Raw genomic sequence first — 21127 nt, forward strand, 5'->3', positions numbered from 1 at the left:
CGTGCGCGCCTTGTCCGATAGGTCCGATTCGACCCCTCCGGGGTCAGTACCCGATCGCCCGCATGGGTGCGGGATCCCACAGACCCGACCGGGTCTGTGCGCCGATCGTCAGTCTCGCCGTCTGCGCGGGCAGGATCTCGCTGAAGCGTTGCAGCGAACCCCAGTCGTTGCCCCAGTTGTTGCGCAGATAGGTCGCCAGCAGTTGCGGCCGCAGCATCGCCTCGGTCAGACCCAGCGGTCCACCCGCCTTGCCCGACATCCACGTCTGGCTGTTCTGGCGGGTCGCACCCGCGTCGGGCAGGATGCGCCACTTCGGCACCTCCTCGACGCCGTTGCGCACCGACATCGGTCGCTGGCACGGGAACACGAAGGCGGGCACCCAGTCGATGAGCACCGGATCGGTGCGGCCGACGACCTGCTCGAGCGTGCGCAGGGTGCTGATCCGCGGCGGCGTGACCGCGACCCATTGATCGGAGCTGCCACTGGTGTCGGCGACGAGCAGTCGCGCCACGTTCGCCCCCGCGGGCGCGTCGGACAGCGGGAACCGCAGATTGCGCCACGTCGGAGCCTCGCCGACGTCGATGGGGGATCGCTGTCCGACGGGCACCACGGCACCGTCGGCGCCGACGCGGCCGTACTGGATCCGCACCTGTTGGCCCTGGCTGACGATCCCGAGTCCGTTCTTCGCCTCGACCGCACCTGCGACCGACACCGTGAGCAGCGGGGCGTCGGCCGAACGCGCGGGCATCCGGTACCAATCGCTGGTCAGCGACCCGCCCGGACCGCCGTAGCTGCCGAGTACCGGAGTGCGGTCGGGGGAGAGTCCGAACGGCAGCTTCACCGTCGACCCGTTGACACCGCGCGCACCCTGGCCGCCACCGGTACCGCCCTCCGTCGAGGCGTCCCCGGTCGCGGCGTCGTCGGAGCCCGCCAAACCCTGCGTGGTGTTCGTCGAGCTGCTGGTGGTGGCGTCGTCGTCGCTGTTCTGGGTGGTGTCCACCGAGAGGTCGTTCGGCACCCCGTTGGGGGTGAAGCCCTGCGACGGCTGCGGTCCGGCGAGTGCGTCACCGGGTGAGGTGGTCGGCGACTGGCCCGCGACCGACGCCGGCGCCAGCAGGCCACGGTTCGGGTCGGTCTCGACGAGGACGTCGTTGGCCATGCCGCAGATGTTCCCGGTGAGGGCACGCGCGTTGCTCGACGCCCACGAGAAGCTGTTGCGCTGTACGACAGCACCTTTCACGAGCGAGAGCACCTCGAACACCACCACGAGGGCGATGAGCGTGGGAACGATCGCGCCGTGCGGGGTGCGCCATCGGCTGCTCGATCCGCGGCCCTGTGCGACGACGTCGCCGACGTGATCGTCGCGTAGGTGCTGCCACAACCCGATCAGGGCGGTGATCACCGACAGCGCGAGGAGGAGCCAGTAGATGCGGATCCCGCCGATGGCCGGCGGTCGGTCGCGCCACGGCACGCCGTAGGTGCCGACGAACCACCACCCGTTGATGCCCGCGAACGCGATGCCCATCACGAAGAACAGGGCCGCCACGAGGAAGGTGCGGTTGCGACGTCGGCGCAGGATCGCCGGCGCCGCCATCGCCCCGGCGGCCGCTGCCAGGCCGCCCGCGATCCCGGCGTAGACACCGAGATGGTGCGTCCACTTGGTGGGGGTGAAGGAGATGATGAAGACGGTGCCCAGGATGACCGCGACGAGGCGCCACACCGGCCCGCGTGCGATGCCGCGCGGCGACCGGCGCCGCAGCAGCACCAGGATCACGAACATCAGCAGCAGGAACATGGTGAGGATGCCGAAGCGGCGCGCCAGCGAGGCGTCGACCTGGTTGGGCAGCAACAGGTAGTAGTAGCGCACCGGCTCCTGCCACCACTCGAGCGTCGGTCCGACCTCGCTCGCGACCTTCGAGCTGGTGATGACCCCCGACAGGGTGTTGTCGGCGAAGATCTCGAACAGGACCGCGGTGCCGGCGGCGAGGATCGGCGCCAGGATCGGCAGCAGCCCGTCGCGGTGCCGGCGCTTCGCGAGACGTTTCACCAGTGGGCGGATGCCTGCGACCAGAGCGGCGACGGCCATCAGACCGCCGGGCGCGATGGCGAGGGTGAACGCCGCGAAGATCGTGGCCGTGGCCAACGGCAGGAAGCGTCCGGTGGCGATCGACCGGTCGACCGCGCACCACGTGAGCAGGGCGCCGACGGCGAGGGCGGGTTCGGGGCGCAGACCGTTGTTGAACGGCAGCCAGATCGCGAGGAACACCGCGGCGCACGTCCACAGCGCGGGGGTGGAGTGGCGGACCGTGCGCCCGAGACGGGGGATCACCTCGCGACTGAGCAACCACCATCCGAGCAGTCCCAGCAGGAAGGCGGGCAGACGCATCCACGGTGCGGCGAGGCTGACGTGGGTCATCGCGCGGATCACCTGGTAGTGCCAGCCGAACGGGTCCTGCGGCACACCGAAATAGCGGTAGTAGTTGATCGGGTATCCGGCGGCGTCGGCGACGCGACCGACGGTGAAGTTGTAGCCGTCGTCGGAGGTGTTGCCGCCGAGGAACCACCACAGCCCGAGGACCACGATGACGACGCCGTCGATCGGTCGCAGGGTCCACCACTTCGCGGGCAGGAAGCGCTTGTGTCGTCGCCCGTCGCCGGTGTCGAGGATGCCCAGCGAGATGAGCGACAGCAGCGTCATCGCGATGCCGAGCACTATCGCGGTCAGCTTCCACGCCGTCGGGGTGGTGACGAATCGGGTGTCGATCGTGGCGCGCAACGACAGTCCGGTGGCGGGGGTCGAGCTCGGGAGATCGGTGTAGACACCGACGATCTGGGGTCGCAGGTTGGGGTCGGCGACGTCGAACGAGAGCTGGCCGGACGCGCCCGAGGGCAGGCCGCGGATCTCCGCGCGGGTCCGGGTGCCGTCGAACCGCATCACGATCGAGCAGTCCGCGTCGTTCTGGGCCTGTGCGCGTGGGGTGTTGACCAGCACCACGTTGCGGTCGGTGACCTGGATCTGCTCCGACGTCACCGAGACGAACAGGCCGCGCGCGAACGCATCCGACCCGGCGGTGGGGATCGTCGACAGCAGGTTGCCGCCGTAGGAGGGCAGTCGCGCGGCGGCCGCACACGGCACGGTCACGTCGGCGTCGATGGGGACGAACGACACCAGCGGGGCGGCGATGTCGCCCACCCCGTTCTGGCCGACACCGTTCTGGGGCCACGACATCGACGCCGTCGTCTGGTTGACCGGCAGCAACGGCGTCGCCAAGGCGAGCAGCGCACCGAGCAGGCCGGTGACGATCGCGACGATCCGCACGATGCGCATGCGCCGGGCCGAGGTCGGCGGTCGTGTGGATGTCTTCGTCACAGTGGTGCCCTCAGAGGTCGTGCCCGTGCGGTCGGGGGTCTCGCTCACGCCGTCGTTGCTCACGCCGTCTCGGCTCGCGTCGTCGTCGCTCACGAGTCGTCCGATGTCACGACGCGGATGGATCCGTCACGCGACCATCCCCAGCGGCTGCGGTCGCCGAGGGTGACCGTCGCGGTGGGCGCGTCCGGCGCCAGGGGTGCCAGGCGCTCGAGCGATCCCCAGTCGCGGAACCAGTCGTCGCGCAGGTAGGTCGGCACCGTGGTCGGTGTCGTGGTGCCCTCCGAGATCCCCAGCAGGCCACCGTCGTCGGAATCCATCCAGGTCTTCGACTGCGACAGTGCGGTGATGCGATCGGGCAGGATCCGCCACCGCGGGACGTCGGTGACGCCGTGGCGCGAGACGATCGGTTGCTGGCAGGGGAACTGGCCGGCGACGGTGAAGTCGATCAGCGTGGGCGCCGAGGACCCGACGACCTCCTGCAGGGTCTGTAGCTGCGCCGCCCGCGGCGGGGTGATGGCGAGCCACTGATCGGAGGTGAGGTTGTCGTCGTCGGCGACGATCCGCATGACCTGCGCGCGCGGCGGGATGGCCTCGGTCGGGATGCGGAGGTTGCGCCACGGGCGGTTCGGCGGTTCGGGTCCGGGGTCGATCGGCATGAACGGCGCGCCGATCTGGGTGAACTCGCCTGTCGGGGAGCTGATCCCGAACTGCACACGCAGCGAGCGACCGAACTCGCCGACACCGTCGACGTCGACCGAGGCGATCGCGCCGGCCGCGCTGATGACGACGAGCGGTGTGCTGCCGCGCTGCGGCAGGCGGTACCAGGACGTGGTCAACGAGGCCCGACCCGAGTCGTACCCGTAGCTGCCGAGCACCGGGGTGCGCGACGGGTCGAGACCGAACGGCAGCGCCGCGGTCGAGCCGTTGACGGTGCGGGGTCCGTTGCCGCCCAGGGTTCCCGGCAGTCCGCCGGCGACGGTGAAGGCGTTCTGGATGGTGCCGGCGACGTTCATCTGGCCGGGGCGTGACTGCGTCGGCTCCGGCGACAGGTCGGGCGCGACCCCGTTGGGGGTGAAGCCGACCGAACCGGTGCCGGCCAGCGCCGCCGATGCCGAACCGCCGTCGGCGGGCACGAGCGTGCCGGCGTTGGCGTCGCGTTCGACGAGGACGTCGTCGGCCATGGCACAGGTGTTCCCGCCCAGCGCTCGAAGGTTCGCACCGACCACCGTGTACTCCGAACCGCGGGCGACGGCGGCCTTGGCGAACACCGCGAGCTCGGCCACCACCATGAGGATGGCGATAGCGGCGATGGGGGACGACGCCAGCACGAGGCGAGGACGGTCGGCCTTGGACGGCGCGTCCGACGGGGCCTCGATGTGGGCCGACGGGTCGGCGGATGCGGATTCGTGGACGACACCGCGGTTGGCGACGAAATCGAGTCGAAGGTGCAGCCACACCGCGCCCGCCGAGGCGAGTACGGCGAGCACCAACAGGATGGTCGAGACCTGGATCCCGGCCAGCACCGGGGCGCGGTCGAACCACGAGATGCCGAAGTCGTACGCCCACGGCCACGCGTTCTTGCCGGCCATCGACGCCGCGAGCGCGAACAGCAGCCCGGCGACGAGGACCGCGAGATTGCGGGCCGAGCGGGCCGCGGACTGCGCGATGGCGACGGTCGCGACGGCGGCCAGCGCCGCGGCGATCCCGGCGAAGATGCCGAACTGGATGGTCCATTTGGTGGGCGCGAACACCCACAGCACGAGGGTGACACCGACGGCGCCGATCCCGCGCCACACCGGACCCGGATCGATCCCGCGGATCCGCTTGCGGCGCAACATGACCGCGAGCACCACGAACACCGATGCGAGCAACAGCAGCACCGGGACCCGTCGGGTGAGTGCGCCGTCGTCGGTGCTGACGGTGAGGAAGAAGTAGCGGAAGTACTCCTCGTGCCAGCTCAGCGAGGGGCCGACGGTGAAACGGATGCGCACCGCGTCGTAGACCGTGGCGAGGGTCTGGTCGCGGAACACCACGATGAGGGTGAACAGCCCGGCCGCCGCGACCGGCAGCACCAGGGCCGCGAGACCGTCGTCGCGGCGACGTCGCAGCACCACCTCGACCATCGCACGCGCTCCGGCGACGAGGACCGCGACGGCGATCACGCCGTGCGGCGCCAGGGCGAGGGTGAGGCCGGCGGCTCCGGTGGCGAGCGCGGCGGGCAGCAGTCGGCGGGTGCCGATGGCCTGCTCGACACCCCACCAGGTGAGTAGCGAGCCGGCGACGATGATCGGTTCGCTGCGCAGGCCGCTGTCGAACGGCAGCCAGAAGGCGACGAACACCGCCGCGGCCGCCCACAGTGCCCAACCGCTGCGGCGGACCGCGGCGCCCAGACGGGGCAGCAGCACGCGGCTCAGCACGAACCAGGAGACGAGGGCGGCGACGAGCGCGGGAATGTGCATCCAGATGCCGGCTGTCGACACCGACGCCCAGTGACCCAGGAAGCTGTAGTACCAGTCGAACGGCGCCTCGGGGATGCCGAACCAGCGGTAGTAGTTGGAGAGGTACCCGGCGCCGTCGGCGACGCGACCCATCGTCAGCACGTACCCGTCGTCGGGGGTGCCTGCACCCAGGAACAGCCACACGACCAGCACCGCGGTGACGGCGGTGTCGGTGATGCGCGGGGCCAGCACGCGCCGCCACGAGCGCACGCCGATCCGGCGGTGGTGCCCGCCCAGCCAGTCGAGGCGCGCCAGCGCGACCAGCGCCAGCGCGATCGCCAGGATCCCGATGATCATGACCGCGAGCTTGATGGCCGAGGGCGAGCTGGCGTAGCGGTTGTCGATGCCGACGTCGACGCGCAGGCCCTGGGCGGCCGCGGCCTGCACCCGGGGCGTGGTCAGCGTGCTGAAGATCCCGTCGACCTGGGGACGCTTGTCGGGGGTGAGGGTGGTGGCCGGACCGAGGCCGACGAACTGTGCGCCCGGTCCGGTCGGCGAGGAGAACACGCGGATCGAGCGGCACTGCGGCGACCGGACCTGCTCACGGGTGGCCGATGCGGCCGGTGTGCCGCGGAAGGAGACGGTGACCGTCGAGGAGTTCGCCGACACCACGAGCGACTTCTGCGAGGCGCGGTCGGCGGTGGTCGGCTTGGTGGCCAGCACCGTGCCCCCACCGGTGCCGAGCGAGTCGACCAGCGAGCACGGGATGGAGGCGGTCAGCGACTGCGGCGTCTGGGCCGTCAACGGCGCGACCACCGACGGCGTGTCGGCCGCCAGCGACTGCCCGGCGGGCCAGGAGAACGCGGCGGTGGTCTGGTTCACCGGCAGCAACGGGGTGAGGATGCACGCGAGAATCCCCACCACACCGGCACTCACGGCCACCAGGCGAGCGGTTGTCGCACTGGACAGTCGGGCAGTCATCGGCACGAGCAACGATGGTATGCGACTTGTCTGCGGCCGCCGCATCGCCACTGTGCACATCGACGTCGGGTGTGCGGCGAGCGCGGTGGTCAGTAGCGGATCGGGGCGGGACTCCACAATCCCGAGCGGGTCCGGGTGCCGAGTTCGAGCTGCGCCGGGCCCACGGTGTCGTTGAAGGGCTCGTAGCGTTCGAGCGACCCCCAGTCCCGGCCGATGTCGTCCTGGAGGTAGCTGGGCACCGTCGTGGAGTCCAGCGACACCTCGATCCATCCCAGCGGGCCGCCGCCGAACGAGTCCTGCCACGCCGAGACGGCCGCGGCGAGGTCGGCGCCGGGCATGATGCGCCACTTGGGCACCTCGGCGACGCCGTCGCTGTGATCGAACGGTCGCTGGCACGGGAACGCCAGACCCGAGGTCCAGTCGATCTGCACCGGGTCGCGGTCGCCGACGAGCGACTGCAGCGTCTGCAGCCGGGGCGCCCGGGGCGGGCTGACCACGATGAAGCGGTCCGACGCCAGGTTGTCGTCGGTGGCCACGATGCGCACCGCGGTCGCGTCGGCGGGGAACGAGCTGCGGTAGGTGCGCAGGTTGCGCCACGACGGGCTCGGTCCGGGATCGATGAGATCGACCTCGCCGGCCGAGGTGTAGTCGCTGTCGCGGGTGCCGCTGCCGGTGCTGTACTCCAGCTTGAGGTCGGAGATGTCGAAGTTCCCGGCCGCGGCCATGGCGATCAGCGGGGTGTTCGCCGACTTCGCGGGCAGGCGGTACCAGGACGACGTCAGACGTGCGGGGACCTGGTCGGCGGCGGAGTAGCTGCCGAGCACCGGGGTGCGGTCGGGGTCGAGGCCGAACGGCAGCTTCGCCGTCGACCCGTTGACGCCGGGCTTGTCGTTCTCGCCACCGCCGGTGCCCCCGGTGTTGTTGGTCAGCACGTCCGGCGAGGCCGCCACGTTGGTGCTGAGTACACCCAGGGAGCCCTCGCTGGCCGTCGAGTCGAGCATCATCGGCAGACCGTTGGGGGTGAAGTTGCTGGTGGCGGCACTGCTGTCGGACGTGCCTTCGGGCCGCGGTCCGGCCAGCGGATCCGACGACGACGTGTCGATCGGTTGCAGGAGGCCGGCGTTCGGATCGGGCTCGACGAGGACCTTCTCGGCCATCGCACACGGCGAACCGGTCAACGCGTCGAGGTTCGACGACGGCACCGAGAACGACCCGCTCTGGTTCACGCCGGACACGACGGCGGTCGAGACCTCGAACACCACGAGCAGTCCGGCGATGATCGCCAGCGGGGCGGCCGCGAAACGGCGGGCCACCGGCAGCGGCGCGGCCACGATCCGCGCACGCCGCGTGCGGGGGGCGGTGGTCGTCGTATCGGCGGTGGGGTCGGGTGCGGGACGGTGCGGGTCGCGGAGGTGGAACCAGCCCGCCAGCGCCAGCGTCGCGATGCTCAGGTACAGCAGGATGCTGCCCAGCGCCACGATCAACCGCACCGGCTGCGAGCCGTAGGGCATCCCGTAGTTGGAGATGTAGAAGTAGGCGTTCGGCCCGGTGAAGGCCAGGCCGGTCACGAACAGCACCAGCGCGGTCACCAGGGTGCGGTTGCGGCGCGAGTGCATCGCGGTCGCCGTCACCGAGATCGCGGCGATGGCGGCCAACGCCGCCGCGAGACCGGCGAACACACCGAAGTGGTGGGTCCACTTGGTCGGCGTGAACATGAGGAACACCAGCGAGGCGAAGGTGATGCCGACGATGCGTCGGGTCGGGCCCATCGCGGTGCCGGGGATCCGGTTCTTGCGGAACAGCATTGCGCCGGAGACCACGAGTCCGACCAGCATCACCAGGACCGCGAACCGGCGACCGACCGAGCCGTTCGCGGAGAACTCGAACAGCGCCGAGTAGCGGTTGATCTCGTTGTACCAGTGCAGCGACGGGCCGAGCGCGGTCTTCATCTTCGACGCCTGCAGGAACGCCGTCAGCGTGAGATTGGAGAACACCACGAAGATCACGAACGTCCCCGCGGTGAGCACGGGCGCGATCATCGCGAGGTAGGTGACCCAGCGGCGACCACCGGTGGCCTCCTGGATCGCCTTGGTGCGCTTGATGATCGACATGATCATGGGTCGTCCGCCGGCGATCAGCGCCGCGACGGCCATCAGTCCGGTGGGGCCGGCGGCGAGGCTGAACGCGCCGACGGTGCACGCCACGGCCGCGGGGAGGGTGCGCCCGGTGGCGATGGCCCGTTCCACCGAACACCAGGTGAGCAGCGCGCCGAGGCAGATGATCGGTTCCGGGCGCAGACCGTTGTTGAACGGGAACCACGACGCCATGAACACGAACGCCGCGGTCCAGGGCACGATGCGGCTGGTGGTGGCGGCGCGACCGAGCCGGGGCAGGATCTCGTGGGAGATGATGAGCCACACCGCGATCCCGCACAGCAGCGCGGGGAGCCGGACCAGCGGGCTCGCTGTGCTGATGTGGGCGAGCCAGCCGAACACCTGGTAGTACCAGCCGAACGGAGCCTCGGGTGCGCCGTACCAGCGGTAGTAGTTGGCCGTGTAATGCGCGTGTTCGGCGACGCGCGACATGGTCAGCAGATAACCGTCGTCGGAGGTGTTGGCGCCCACCATGTGCCAGACGAGCAACCCGCCGATCACGACACCGTCGCGGGGATTGAACCGCCACCACCGCGCGGGCAGGATGCGGCGGTGCCTGCGGCCGTCGGTGCCGTCGAGGACGGCCAGCGCGATGAGCGCGACGATGGTGGCGACGACGCCGACGACGATCGCCGTCCACTTGATGGCGGTCGAGGCGGTGGAGTAGCGCGAGTCGATCGTGGCGTGGGCGCGCAGACCCGGTATCGCGCCGGCGGTGTCGGTGAGGTCGGTGAAGATGCCCGTCAGCTGCGGACGCTGGTCACCGTCGGAGGTCTCGCCCTGTAGGGGTGCGCCGTCGGAGTCGGTCATGCCGACGAACCGCGCGGTCACCGCGTCGGAGGTGGCGGTGACGTCGATGCTGCGGCAGTTCTGGGCCCGGATCTGCGCCAGTGATGCGCTGACCAGCGGCACGTTGCGGACCACGACCTCGACCGATCGTTGGTCGGCGGGATCGGTGATCGACCCCGAGACGCGGATGAAGAGGCCACGCTCGACGGCCTTCTCGGCGTCCTTCGGTGTGGTCGACAGCAGCACCGACTGCCCGGGCCGATCGAGACGGGTGACCGCCGAGCAGGGCACCGACACCTCGATGTCGATCGGCACGTAGCTGATCAGCGGCGCGGTCACCGACCGCAGCTGCTGGTCGGCCGACACCTGCGGCCAGTCGATCTCGGCGGTCGTCTGGGTGACGGGCAGCAGGGGTGTGGCGATGGCGAGCACGAACCCGATCAGTCCGGCGACGACGGCGACGATGCGGGCGACACGCACACGGTCCCGGCCGGATCGGCGGTCCGTCACGCTCCGGGGCTGCTTGGATGGCGACGTCGCGGGCCGGGGGTTTTCGGGCACAGCTGCTGATCGTAACCGCGTGGCGAGGCTGCCCCGCGCAGGAGGCCGGGCGCCCTACAGTGACGAACATGTCCCAGCGCAGCCGGACGGTCCTCCTCCTCAACGGCCCGAACCTCAACATGCTCGGCACCCGCCAGCCGGAGGTCTACGGACCGGCGACCCTTGCCGACGTCGTGGAGCTCGCAGAGCGCACGGCCGACGAGCTCGGGCTGACCCTCGTCGCCCGGCAGACCAACCACGAGGGCGAGATGCTCGACTGGATCCACGCCGCCCGCGGGACGGTCGACGCGATCGTCGTCAATCCCGGAGGATGGACGCACACGTCGGTGGCCCTGCGTGATGCGCTGGTGATCCCCGAGGTGCCGATCGTCGAGGTCCACATCAGCAACGTCGCCGCCCGCGAGGACTTCCGACACCATTCCTACGTCTCGCCCATCGCGTCGGCGGTGATCGCGGGATGCGGTGTCTCGGGCTACGGATACGCGCTCCGACGGGTCGCGGAGCTGCTCGACACGCAGTGATCTCGGTCACATCACGCTCGGTCGGCACTGTGGCGATGACCAGCGTGACGGCCCATCCTTCGGTATGAGATCCGGTCGCAGTTGTCCTGTTCAACTGCCGTTCGAACAAAAGAGGGGGACGGGATGCCGAGTGTCCTCCGTTAGTATTCCTCGCAATGCTGTTGCGCCTCCGGAGTGCGCGACGGTGCGAAGCGACCGTCGGGGGCGAATCACACCCACGTCGACGGTGATGTGGAGGTCCGATGCGGGAGGCTCGTCATGTCGACCGCTGACATCGCCCGCCAGTCGCCCGGAACCGACGGTCCGGCCGACGAACGCGAGGTCACGGCGGTGTCGGCAGGCCGCGACGCCGGCCTCGAGGCGATCGAATCCGATCTCGTCCGCAGCCGTTTCCACGTGCTCTCGGCCATCGCGGCGTACTTCGCCCGGCCCCGCTGGTGGGTCGAGATCGCCCTCATCGGTGCCCTGTACGGCGTCTACTCGCTGATCCGCAACAGCGTCGGCGAGGTCGCCGACACCGCCTTCCGCAACGCCGAGTCGCTCCTGTCGTTCGAGGACCGGTTCCACATCGCCCTCGAGCGTCCGCTCAACGAGTGGGTGCACCACACGCCGATCGTGGCCGACATCGTCGCCCTGCAGTACGCGACGCTGCACTTCATCGTCACCCCCGCGGTGCTCGTGTGGCTGTTCTTCCGCCGCAGCACCCACTACCGCGCGGTCAGCGCCATCCTCATCGTCACCACGGTGCTCGCGTTGATCGGCTTCTACTGGTTCCCCACGGCCCCGCCGCGGCTGCTGAGCCAGCAGGGTTTCGTCGACATCATGAGCCAGACGTCGTCGTGGGGGTGGTGGCCGGAATCGGGCACCCCGGGAAGCGACGCCATCTCCAACCAGTTCGCCGCGATGCCGTCGCTGCACTGCGCGTGGGCCGCCTGGTGCGGGCTGTCGCTGTTCTTCCTCGCGCGTCGCATGTGGGTGCGCATCCTCGGCCTCATCTACCCGTTCACCACGTTCTTCGTGGTGATGGGCTCGGGCAACCACTTCATCCTCGACGTCCTCGCCGGTCTGGCCACGCTCGCCGTCGGCGCCGCCGTCGTGTTCGGCATCAGGGCGTCGTGGCGACACCGCGTCCGTCGGCGACACGCTGACCGCGGCCGAATGAGACCGATTCGATGATCACCGGGGTGACCGGCCGGCAACGGAGCTGGCCGATGGCACTCCCGCTGGCGGTGGCCCTGGTCGCGACGGTCACCCTCTGGGCGCTGAGCCCGACCCTCGGAGACCTGCAGGCCGCGATCGCGCGCGAGGAGGCCGCGCGGTCGGGCGTCGGTCTCGGATACTGGTTCGGCTGGTACGGCGGGGTGTCGCCGGGCAGCTACTCCCTTCTCGTGCCGGCGTTGTCGGCGCTCACCGGCTCGTTGGCCCTGCTGGCGATCGCCACCCTGCTGATCGCGGTGATGGCGCACCCCCTGGCGCACGCGACGGTCGGCGTCGGTGCGGGCAGCCGGGCGGTGCACCCGACGATGCTGACGTGGGCCATCGTGGTCGCCGCCGTGCTCAACATGATGTCGGGTCGTGTGGCGTTCTCCGTCGGTGCCGCGTTCGCGCTGTTCGCCGTGCTGTTGCTGCAACGTGGGACGACCACCCTCGCCGCGGTGGTGTTGGTCGTCTCCGGTCTCGCCAGTCCGCTGGCACCCGCGTTCGTGGGGTTGGCGGCCGTGCCGTTCCTGCTCGGTGGCGGCCATCGGTCCCGGACGGTCTGGAGTGTGCTGATCGGCTCCGGTCTGGGCGTGGTGGTGCCGTTCGCACTCTTCGGGGCGCCCGGCGCCCAGGGCTTCCCGTGGACGACGCTGGTGTGGACGATCCTCATCGGCCTGGGTGCGGGGTACGCGATCACCGAGGCGCCGCAGCGCTGGATCGCGCCGCTGGCGATGATCACCGCGATCGTGGTGTTCGCCGTCCCCAACGGGATCGGGTCGAACCTGAGTCGCTTCTTCTGTCTCGTGGTCCCCTGTCTCATCCTGTGGTTCTCGCGCCGCGCCCTGCCGATCCTGCTCGTCACCCTTCTGCCCGCGGTCAGTTACGCGGGGTTCGTCGCCGTGGCCGATCAGGTCGCGGTCGCCGATGCCGGTGACACCGAGAAGAACTACGAGCCCCTGCGCCTGGCCCTGCTGCGCGGGCCCGGCCTGGTGAACCACCGCGTGGAGCTGATCGATGCGGGTACCCACGCCGGATCACACGAACTGGGGTCACTGGTGAAGCTGGCGCGAGGGTGGGAGAACCAGTCCGATTCGCGGTTCAACCCGATCTTCTACGAGAAGGATGCGCTCACCCCGCTGTCGTACCGACGGTGGCTGAACGAGAACGCGGTGTCGTGGGTCGCCGTCTCCGACGAGCCGCTTCGCCAGGCGAGATCCGAAGCGGCACTGGTCAATGCGGGACTGCCGTATCTCACGCGCGAGTGGGGCAACGACGAGTGGACGCTCTACCGGGTGGCTAATCCGGGATCGGTCGTGGCGCCGCCGTTGTCACTGGTGACCGAGACCCCCGCACAGATGGTGGTCGAGATCCCCGACACCGGAACACATCCCATCCAGATCCGCCCCAACCGTTACCTGGTCGCGCGTGACGTCGACGATCCGACGGTGAGTGCGTGTATCGATCAGACCCAGCAGGGGTGGATCACCGTGCGGGCCCCGCAGCCGGGCACCTATCGGCTCGAGGGGCCGCTGTCGGTGCGCGGCGTGCTGTCCGAGCAGTCGCCGAGCTGTACCTGATCGCAACAGGCGTTGACACCGCGCCCTGCGCAGGAGGACACTCGATGGGTACGTGTGACGGCAGACACACCTATCGGTGGTCACCGTGCCCGGCACCGACAGCGGAGGTTCCCCATGGCGACCGACATCCGGGCGCGCAGGATCAGGTTCTCCTACCCCGAGGGATCCCTCGAGCGGCACTACGTCGCCGGGGACCTCGTGATGAGCCACATCGTGTCGATGCTCTCGGCCGTGTTCCCCGAGGGTGAGGACTTCTTCGTCCGGTCGGTGAAGCACTACCGCGACCAGGTCACCGATCCCGTGCTCAGCAAGCAGATCGCCGGGTTCATCGGCCAGGAGGTCACCCACGGCCGCGAGCACCGCGAGATCAACGAGCGACTCGGCGCCATGGGGTACCCGACGATGGCGTGCGACAAGCACACCAAACGCGCGCTGGCGCGGATGTTCCGGCGATTGCCCCACCGTTTGTCCCTGGCGATCACCGCGGCACTCGAGCACTACACCGCGACGCTGGCGTCGCTGCTGCTCACCGAACCGCGGGCGCGCGCACTCATCTCGTCGGAGCAGGTGCGGGCGCTGTTGATGTGGCACGCCTACGAGGAGGTCGAGCACAAGGCCGTCGCGTTCGACGTCTACCGGTACGTGGGCGGGACCGAGCGGATGCGCATCGCCACCATGCGTGTGGTCCACGTGGTGTTCGTCCTGAACACCATCGTGTGGACGATGGTGTCGATGGCGCGTGATCGCGCCACCTACAACCCGCGACGACTGTTCGCGAGTCTTGCTGCGCTGCGCGCCAATCCGTGGCTGGGACGCGAGGTGCTCGATGAATTGCGCACCTACACCCGGCGCGGCTTCCACCCCGACGACAACCCCACCGAGTACCTGCTCGAGGAGTGGCGGGCCGAGTTGTTCGGCGACAGCGGCGTGTTGGCCGACAACCTCGCGGCCGGCCGGGGCCACCGCACGAACTGAGGCGTCAGCCCCGCAGGGCCGTTGCCACCGCGTCGGACACCGACCCGCGGTGGACCTCACCGTGGCCGGGGAAGAGGAACTCCACGGCCGCACCCGACAGCCGTTCCCGCTCGGCCAACGCGCGCAGGGCCTCCCGGTTCGCGGCCTCGTCGTGGTGGAACACCGGGTGGATGCACTGCGGCCCCACGTGGGCGGTGATGCCGTGTCCGGTCACCAACGCGTCACCCGACACCAGCACCCGGCCACCGGCCACGAGGTAGGCGCTGTGGCCGTCGGTGTGGCCGTGCGCCGACCACGGCACCGGACGCCCCGGCAGGTCCAGCGACCCGTCGGCGGAGGTGGCGAACGGCTCGGCGTTGGGGATGCCGGTGGTGTCGAGACCGCCGAGGGCGACGATCTCGGCCATCCACCGCAGCACGCGTGGCTTGTAGGCGAGCTTCGCCAGCGATTTCGGTGTCGCCTGCTGCAGGTGTTCGCGGCGCGCGTGGGACACCTCGACCGGGTCGAGGTGGACCGGGAAGGCGTAGCGGTTCGCGAGACGACTGAGGCCGCCGATGTGGTCGACGTGGGCGTGGGTGACGAGTGCGGCGCGGATGTCGCCGGGCTGCGCACCGATCTCGCGCACCGAGGCGATCACGTCGTCGACCTGCTTGGGGTAGCCGCCGTCGATGAGGGTGACACCCGAATCGTCGCGCAGCAGAACCCAGTTGACGTGTTCGGTGTGGATGAGATGCGCGCTTCCGCCACTCTCGTTCTCGACGGTCGTGATCGTGAAGTGACTCATCTGCGCACCACCAGGACGAAGGGACCGACCTCGGTCACGGTGAACCGGGGATCGTCGAACAGGGCCGAACCGAAGGCGACCGTGTACCGCCGCACGTTGGGGTCGTTCGGGTAGACGTCGGTGGCCAGGCGCAGAGCATATCCGTCGGCGCTGTAGCGGAACAGGAACACCTGCGGCGCGCGCCAGGGCGAGGTGTCGAGGGCGCGGATCAGCTCGTCGGGGGTCTGCAGGGTCGCCCACCGCTCGATCGCGGCGGCGCGTTTGTCGAACTCTGCCAGGGGGTTCGCGTAATGCGAGGTCAGTCCCTGGAAGCCGTAGTAGGGGTAGATCGACAGGAACCCGTAGTCGGCGGTGAGGACGATCGTCTCGTCGCGCGGACGTCCCGTCTGCTGCCGGATGAGCGTGTCGATCTGCGGGAAGTACGACTGCGCGCCGGGCGGGCGCTTGTCGGCGCGGTCACCGTTGCCGTCGGTGTCGGTGTAGGCGGTCGTGATCTCCGAACTCAGGTGATCGGGGATGTTCTGCGAAACCCCCACCGCGGCAACGACCGCCGCGACCACCACCAGGAAGCGGATGTCGCCGAACCGTCTCACGGCCGCCCGCGCGATCTCGGCGATGCCGAGAACCCCCGCGGCCGAGAGGATCACCGCGAGCAGCGGTTCGAGCCGGAACGACAGCAGTGTGGTCCCCATGGCCGTCAGCGCCATCGACAACAGGCAGAACAGGTAGATCGCGATCACGACGATCCCGAGTGCGAGCGACACCGTGCGCTGCCGGTTGCGCAGCAGCAACCACAGCAGGCCGATCATGCACAGCACACCGACCAACGTCAGGTGCAGCATCGGTGTGGGCAGCTGTGCCCCGCTCGAGGGCAGGTAGTGCTCGGCGGTCCCGCCGCTGGCCGGCGAATTACGCAGCCGTGCCAGGAGATACGGAGCCCACACGATCAACGCGATCAGCCCGGACACCACGCCCATGCCGATCAGCCGCGCCGCGTGTACGCCGAGTACCCGCAGGCGTCGACGCCGGAGGGCGCCGGGGTCGGTGGCCCGGTTGGCGGTCGCGCGGATCGCGTCGACGGCGAGGTAGAGGGCCATCAGCACCGCCGACAGCGCGAACAACCCGGCGAACAGTGTGTAGAAGGTGGCGCTGACGCCGATGAAGATCCCGCCGGCGAGCAGGGCCGCGCGTCGACCGGACCGCAGCGCGTGGAACACCGTGATCATCATCGGCGCACCGACGAGGATCAGCACGGCGGCATAGGGTTCCGGGCCCGCGTACATGATCGTCACCGCGGTCGTCGCCAGGGTGATCGCGATCGCGCGGTCGGTGCGGATCATGCGGGTCCACAGCGCCATCGCCACGGCGGCGGCCACGGCGATCGACAGGATCGCCCACGGCTTGAATGCCTCCCATGCGGGCTGATCGACGAGGTTCGCGTACCGACCTCCGAGCCAGAACCACCCGGCCGGGTAATACGGTGCGAGGTCGATGTAGGTCATGTCGGCCAGGCCGTGGGTGTCGGCGAGGCGCGTGAGGTACTCGGTGCGGAACTGCTGATCGACCGAGATCCCGAACAGGTAGAGCTTGGTGGCACCCAGTGGCATCGCGAGGGTGACCGTCGCGAACGCCGAGATGCCCACCCAGCTCAGCGGTGTCACCCACCGGGTGAGTGCACCCATCCGTGAGGCCACCACCGCGACGAGCAGGACCGCGATCGCCACGCACTGACCGACGGTGGTGAGCGCGCCGGTGACGTTCGAGGAGTTGAACGCCGGCCACTGCACCTGACCGATGGCGAACAGTCCGATCGCCCCGACCACCGCCGCGACCACCGCGGCCGCGACGATCGTCGCGGTGTCGACGCCGTACCGACGCAGGCCACGGTGTCCGGCGGGCGCGGGCGACGGGTGCGGCGACTCGGCCGTCGACGCGTCGGTGGTTGCGGCGCTCACGTCGGGATCAGATGGGGAGTTTGCGGAAGATCGGCCGCGGGATGTGGCGCAGGACGATCATCACGTAGCGGAACGGCGGCGGCGCCCACACGATCTCCTTGCCCTTGTCGGCGGCGCGTACCGCCAGGCGGCCCACGTCCTCCTTGTTCACCGTCATCGGGGCTTCCTTGACGTGCGCCGAGAGACGTGTGCGAACCATGCCGGGTCGGATGACCAGCACGCGGACGTTGAACTCGCGCAACGCCTCCCCGAGTCCGAGGAAGAATCCGTCGAGCCCGGCCTTGGTGGAGCCGTAGACGAAGTTGCTGCGGCGCACGCGCTCACCGGCGACCGAGCTCATGGCGATGATCTGGCCGTGCCCCTGCGCGCGCAGGCGCTCGCCGAGCAGGACACCCACCGACACCGCGGCGGTGTAGTTGATGTCGGCGGTGAAGACGGCCTTGCGCTGGTCCTGCCAGACCTCCTCGTCGACCCCCTGGACACCGAACGCCACGATCGCGACGTCGACATCGCCACCGGCGAAGGCCTTCTCGACCACCTCGGGGTGCGTGTCGGGCTTGAGTGCGTCGAAGTCGATGCGCTCGACCGACGTGGCGCCGGCGGCGGTCATCGTCTCGATCGCCGCGTCGCCGGCCGGGTCACCGGGCACCGTCGCGAGGATCACGCGCATCGGCCCCTTCTTCAGGTACTCGGCGCAGATCGCCAGGCCGATCTCGGAACTGCCACCGAACAGCAGCAGGGTCTTCGGCACGCCGACGGCGTTGATCATGGAGAGTTCCTTCGTTGTGGCGTACGGGTACGGGGGAGTGGCTCAGGCCAGTTCGAGGCGCCGGGCCATGTCGGAGACGAAGACGCCGTGCGGGTCGATCCGCCTGCGGGTGGCGATCCACTCGTCGATCCGCGGGTACATCGCGTGGAACGTCTCCGCGGTGGTGCGGGAGTCCTTGGCCGAGTACAGACGGCCACCCATCGACAGCACCCGTCGGTCGAGCTCGGTGACGAACTCGTGCAGGCCCTTCTTGATGGGGAAGTCGACGCAGATGTTCCACCCCTCCATCGGGAAACTCAGCGGCGCGCGGTTGCCCTCACCGAAGAGCTTGAACACGTTGAGGAAGCTCACGTGTCCCGAGGCCTGGATGTCGATGATGATCTGCTTGAACTCCTCGACCGCCTCCACCGGGACGATGAACTGGTACTGCAGGAAGCCTTTCGAGCCGTAGGCGCGGTTCCAGTCACCGAACAGATCCAGCGGGTGATAGAACTTCGTCAGGTTCTGGATCTTGCCGGTGTAGTTGCCGCCCATGCGGTAGTACGCCTCGCCGACGATCGCGAAGTCGAGCTTGTTCGCCAGACCGTTGGGGAAGATGTCGGGGAATTTGATGAGCGTCTTGCCGGTGAACGCCAACGGGTTCCGGGCCAGATCATCGGGCAACTGGTCGAGGCGTGCGAGCGATCCGCGGGAGAAGGTGCCGCGGCCCAGCTTCGGTGGCTTGCTGATCGCGTCGAACCAGCCCGAGCTGTAGGTGTAGTTGTGTTCGCTGCCGTCGGTGTGGAGTGCGATCGTCTCGTCGAGGGTGTGGGTGACGGCGCCGTCGGCGATGAAGTACGCCGTCTCGGTGCGCGTCATCGCGATCTTCGCGCGCAGGATGAGTCCGGTGAGCCCGATGCCGCCCACGGTCGCCCAGAAGATCGAGGCGTCGGGGTCGTCGCTGGTGCCCTCGGGCGTGATGGTGAGGACGCGGCCGTCGGCGACGAGCAGCGTGATCTCGGTGACGTGGTTGCCGAAGCTGCCCGCGCTGTGGTGGTTCTTGCCGTGGATGTCGTGAGCGATGGCCCCGCCGATGGTGACCTGTCGCGTACCCGGCAGCACCGGGATCCACAGGCCGTAGGGGAGCGCCACCTTCATGAGGGTGTCGAGATCGACGCCCGCGTCGACGTCGGCGATCGCCGTCTCGTCGCTGATCGAGTGGATCCGCTTGAGCCGGGTCATGTCGATGGTGAGGCCGCCGACGTTCTGCGCCGACTCGTTGTACGAGCGGCCCAGGCCGCGGGCGATGACGCCGCGACGCAGGTACGAGGGCTTGTCGGCTTTGCTGTCGGCGACCCGCGCGACGGCATCGGCGATGACCTCGACATCCGGCGTCGACAGCACCCGGCCGTCGATCGGCGTGGTGCGACTCCAGCCCACGAGTCGACGGGTTTCGATGGGCAGATCGGTGGTAGACATCGGTCGACAGCCTACTGCGTGGTCATGACGCCTCCGGCGTGGTCGACCATCTCATCCGGGTGACCGCACCCACCCTCCCTATCGCGCGACGGCCCAGGCCCGGGTGGTCGCCAGGGTCCGGTCGAGGGTGTCGTCGTCGATGAACCCCTGCGTGCGGGCCGAGAACAGACCGTTGATCGCGGCCCAGCTCGCGATGGTGCGGTCGAGGTCGTCGTGCTCGCCCACCGCCCGGACGAGCATCGCCGCGATGCGCATCCGGATGGCCGAGCGCGCCTCGTCGAACTTGGCGTCGGGTTCGAGGGCGTCGGTGAGGGCGATCAGCCGGAACGCCAGCTGGTCGTCGTCGCGGTGGAACCGCACGTAGGCGTCGAACACGGCGCCCGCCCGCTCGGCCAGGGTCGAGGCGGCGACGGCCTCGTCGAGGATGTGTTCGTTGGCCGCGACCGCCTGATCGGCGAGCGCGAGGTAGATGTCCTGCTTGCCGCCGGGGAAGTTCGCGTAGATGGAGCTGACCGCGACGTCGGCCGCGGCCGCGATCTCGGTGATCGTGGCCGCCTGGTAGCCGCGTTCCTCGAACAGCGTGCGCGCGGCGGTGCACACCGCGGTGATGGTGCGACGTCGTCGTCGGTCGAGATCGGCCATGGGTGGAACCGTAACGCCATTCCGATAACGGAACATCGTTCTCTGTGGGATCGATCACCTGCTAGAAAGCTCTCATGGCCCCGAAAAGCGTGTTCATCACCGGCGCTGCTGCCGGCATCGGTCGTAAGACGGCCCTGTCCTTCGCCCGCAAGGGCTACATCGTCGGTGCGTACGACATCGACGAGGCGGGGCTCAAGACCCTGTCCGACGAGATCGAGGATCTGGGTGCGACCCCGGTCATCGGCCACCTCGACGTCACCGACGCCGAAGAGTTCGCCGAGCGGCTCGCCGAGTTCACCTCGAAGACCGGCGGCAAGCTCGACGTGATGCTCAACAACGCGGGCATCCTCATCGCCGGCCGCTTCGAGCAGCTCAAGGTCTCCACGCTGCACAAGGAGATCGACATCAACACCAAGGGCGTGGTCAACGGCCTGCACGCGGCGTTCCCGTACCTCAAGGCCACCAAGCGGTCGGTCGCGATCAACCTCGCGTCGGCGTCGGCGATCTACGGTCAGGCCGAGCTGGCCAACTACAGCGCGACCAAGCACTTCGTCCGCGCGATCACCGAGGCCCTCGACATCGAGTGGTCGAGCTACGGCATCCGCGTCGTCGCCATCTGGCCGCTCTACGTGCAGACGGCGATGACCGCCAACATCAAGACCGGCACCACCGATTCCCTGGGCATCAAGCTCGGGCCCCAGGACGTCGCTGACCGCATCATCGCCGCGGCCGAGCCCAACCTGTTCAGCAAGCTGATCCACCAGGTGCACTACAACGTCGGGACACAGACCCGCTTGATGGCCGCCGGCTCGCGCTTCTCGCCGGTGTACCTCACGCGTCTGGTCAACAAGCGCCTCGCCGGGAGTCACTGACACCCGCCGTCTCCCTCGCCAGACGACTGAGATCTACCTCTGAGCGGATCGGCATCGCCCTGTGCGGCATGCCGGTCCGCTC

The 21127-nt window shown here is 69.3% G+C and carries 13 protein-coding genes; 5 read left to right on the forward strand and 8 right to left on the reverse strand.

Annotated elements, in window-relative coordinates; all coding sequences use genetic code 11:
* Positions 1 to 43: 43 nt before the first annotated feature.
* From TU34_RS02025 to TU34_RS02035, 3 genes are all read right to left on the reverse strand, one after another.
* The gene (locus tag TU34_RS02025; RefSeq protein ID WP_045821250.1) at positions 44 to 3328 is read right to left on the reverse strand and encodes an arabinosyltransferase domain-containing protein; all 3285 of its coding nucleotides are present in this window, start codon (positions 3326 to 3328) and stop codon (positions 44 to 46) included.
* 131 nt (positions 3329 to 3459) lie between these two features.
* Positions 3460 to 6789 (reverse strand): arabinosyltransferase domain-containing protein, encoded by a 3330-nt coding sequence (locus TU34_RS02030; protein WP_045821251.1) that lies wholly within the window; start codon positions 6787 to 6789, stop codon positions 3460 to 3462.
* An 89-nt stretch (positions 6790 to 6878) separates the two neighbouring features.
* On the reverse strand, positions 6879 to 10241 hold the full coding sequence (locus tag TU34_RS02035) for an arabinosyltransferase domain-containing protein (protein ID WP_203225395.1): 3363 nt from the start codon (positions 10239 to 10241) through the stop codon (positions 6879 to 6881).
* Positions 10242 to 10360: 119 nt separating this feature from the next.
* On the opposite strand from TU34_RS02035, the gene aroQ reads away from it, so the two are divergent.
* The 4 genes from aroQ to TU34_RS02055 all read left to right on the forward strand — a co-directional run bounded on the left by aroQ (position 10361) and on the right by TU34_RS02055 (position 14565).
* Positions 10361 to 10813 carry a type II 3-dehydroquinate dehydratase gene (gene aroQ, locus TU34_RS02040; protein ID WP_045821181.1) on the forward strand — a complete coding sequence of 151 codons (453 nt, stop codon included), beginning with the start codon at positions 10361 to 10363 and terminating at the stop codon, positions 10811 to 10813.
* A gap of 258 nt (positions 10814 to 11071) precedes the next feature.
* Entirely contained in the window at positions 11072 to 11989 is a 918-nt protein-coding gene (locus TU34_RS02045) for a phosphatase PAP2 family protein (RefSeq protein ID WP_052688641.1), read from the forward strand.
* A 35-nt stretch (positions 11990 to 12024) separates the two neighbouring features.
* Positions 12025 to 13590 carry a hypothetical protein gene (locus TU34_RS02050; protein WP_238981129.1) on the forward strand — a complete coding sequence of 522 codons (1566 nt, stop codon included), beginning with the start codon at positions 12025 to 12027 and terminating at the stop codon, positions 13588 to 13590.
* Between the two features lie 114 nt (positions 13591 to 13704).
* Entirely contained in the window at positions 13705 to 14565 is an 861-nt protein-coding gene (locus TU34_RS02055; protein ID WP_045821183.1) for a metal-dependent hydrolase, read from the forward strand.
* 4 nt (positions 14566 to 14569) lie between these two features.
* On the opposite strand, the gene TU34_RS02060 is transcribed toward TU34_RS02055, so the two are convergent.
* From TU34_RS02060 to TU34_RS02080, 5 genes are all read right to left on the reverse strand, one after another.
* Complete coding sequence (locus TU34_RS02060) at positions 14570 to 15349, reverse strand: MBL fold metallo-hydrolase (protein WP_045821184.1); 780 nt, start codon at positions 15347 to 15349, stop codon at positions 14570 to 14572.
* Complete coding sequence (locus tag TU34_RS02065; RefSeq protein WP_045821185.1) at positions 15346 to 17304, reverse strand: galactan 5-O-arabinofuranosyltransferase; 1959 nt, start codon at positions 17302 to 17304, stop codon at positions 15346 to 15348. Before TU34_RS02065 ends, TU34_RS02060 begins: the two co-directional genes overlap by 4 nt.
* 7 nt (positions 17305 to 17311) lie before the next feature.
* Positions 17312 to 18073, reverse strand: a complete 762-nt coding sequence (locus TU34_RS02070; protein WP_045821186.1) for a decaprenylphospho-beta-D-erythro-pentofuranosid-2-ulose 2-reductase — start codon at positions 18071 to 18073, stop codon at positions 17312 to 17314.
* A gap of 42 nt (positions 18074 to 18115) precedes the next feature.
* Positions 18116 to 19531 (reverse strand): decaprenylphosphoryl-beta-D-ribose oxidase, encoded by a 1416-nt coding sequence (locus TU34_RS02075; RefSeq protein ID WP_045821187.1) that lies wholly within the window; start codon positions 19529 to 19531, stop codon positions 18116 to 18118.
* Between the two features lie 78 nt (positions 19532 to 19609).
* The gene (locus tag TU34_RS02080) at positions 19610 to 20173 is read right to left on the reverse strand and encodes a TetR/AcrR family transcriptional regulator (RefSeq protein ID WP_045821188.1); all 564 of its coding nucleotides are present in this window, start codon (positions 20171 to 20173) and stop codon (positions 19610 to 19612) included.
* A 74-nt stretch (positions 20174 to 20247) separates the two neighbouring features.
* On the opposite strand from TU34_RS02080, the gene TU34_RS02085 reads away from it, so the two are divergent.
* Entirely contained in the window at positions 20248 to 21045 is a 798-nt protein-coding gene (locus TU34_RS02085) for an SDR family oxidoreductase (protein ID WP_045821189.1), read from the forward strand.
* Positions 21046 to 21127: the final 82 nt, after the last annotated feature.

Origin of the sequence: Williamsia herbipolensis, from assembly GCF_000964005.1 — a bacterium.
GTDB classification, from domain to species: domain Bacteria; phylum Actinomycetota; class Actinomycetes; order Mycobacteriales; family Mycobacteriaceae; genus Williamsia_A; species Williamsia_A herbipolensis.

Coding starts and splice junctions, on each gene's coding strand:
- TU34_RS02060 (WP_045821184.1), bottom strand. CDS start 15,349: ATGAGTCACTTCACGATCACGACCGTCGAGAACGAGAGTGGCGGAAGC.
- TU34_RS02085 (WP_045821189.1), top strand. CDS start 20,248: ATGGCCCCGAAAAGCGTGTTCATCACCGGCGCTGCTGCCGGCATCGGT.
- TU34_RS02070 (WP_045821186.1), bottom strand. CDS start 18,073: ATGATCAACGCCGTCGGCGTGCCGAAGACCCTGCTGCTGTTCGGTGGC.
- TU34_RS02080 (WP_045821188.1), bottom strand. CDS start 20,173: ATGGCCGATCTCGACCGACGACGACGTCGCACCATCACCGCGGTGTGC.
- TU34_RS02025 (WP_045821250.1), bottom strand. CDS start 3,328: ATGCGCATCGTGCGGATCGTCGCGATCGTCACCGGCCTGCTCGGTGCG.
- TU34_RS02075 (WP_045821187.1), bottom strand. CDS start 19,531: ATGTCTACCACCGATCTGCCCATCGAAACCCGTCGACTCGTGGGCTGG.
- TU34_RS02045 (WP_052688641.1), top strand. CDS start 11,072: ATGTCGACCGCTGACATCGCCCGCCAGTCGCCCGGAACCGACGGTCCG.
- TU34_RS02030 (WP_045821251.1), bottom strand. CDS start 6,789: ATGACTGCCCGACTGTCCAGTGCGACAACCGCTCGCCTGGTGGCCGTG.
- TU34_RS02050 (WP_238981129.1), top strand. CDS start 12,025: ATGGCACTCCCGCTGGCGGTGGCCCTGGTCGCGACGGTCACCCTCTGG.
- aroQ (WP_045821181.1), top strand. CDS start 10,361: ATGTCCCAGCGCAGCCGGACGGTCCTCCTCCTCAACGGCCCGAACCTC.
- TU34_RS02055 (WP_045821183.1), top strand. CDS start 13,705: ATGGCGACCGACATCCGGGCGCGCAGGATCAGGTTCTCCTACCCCGAG.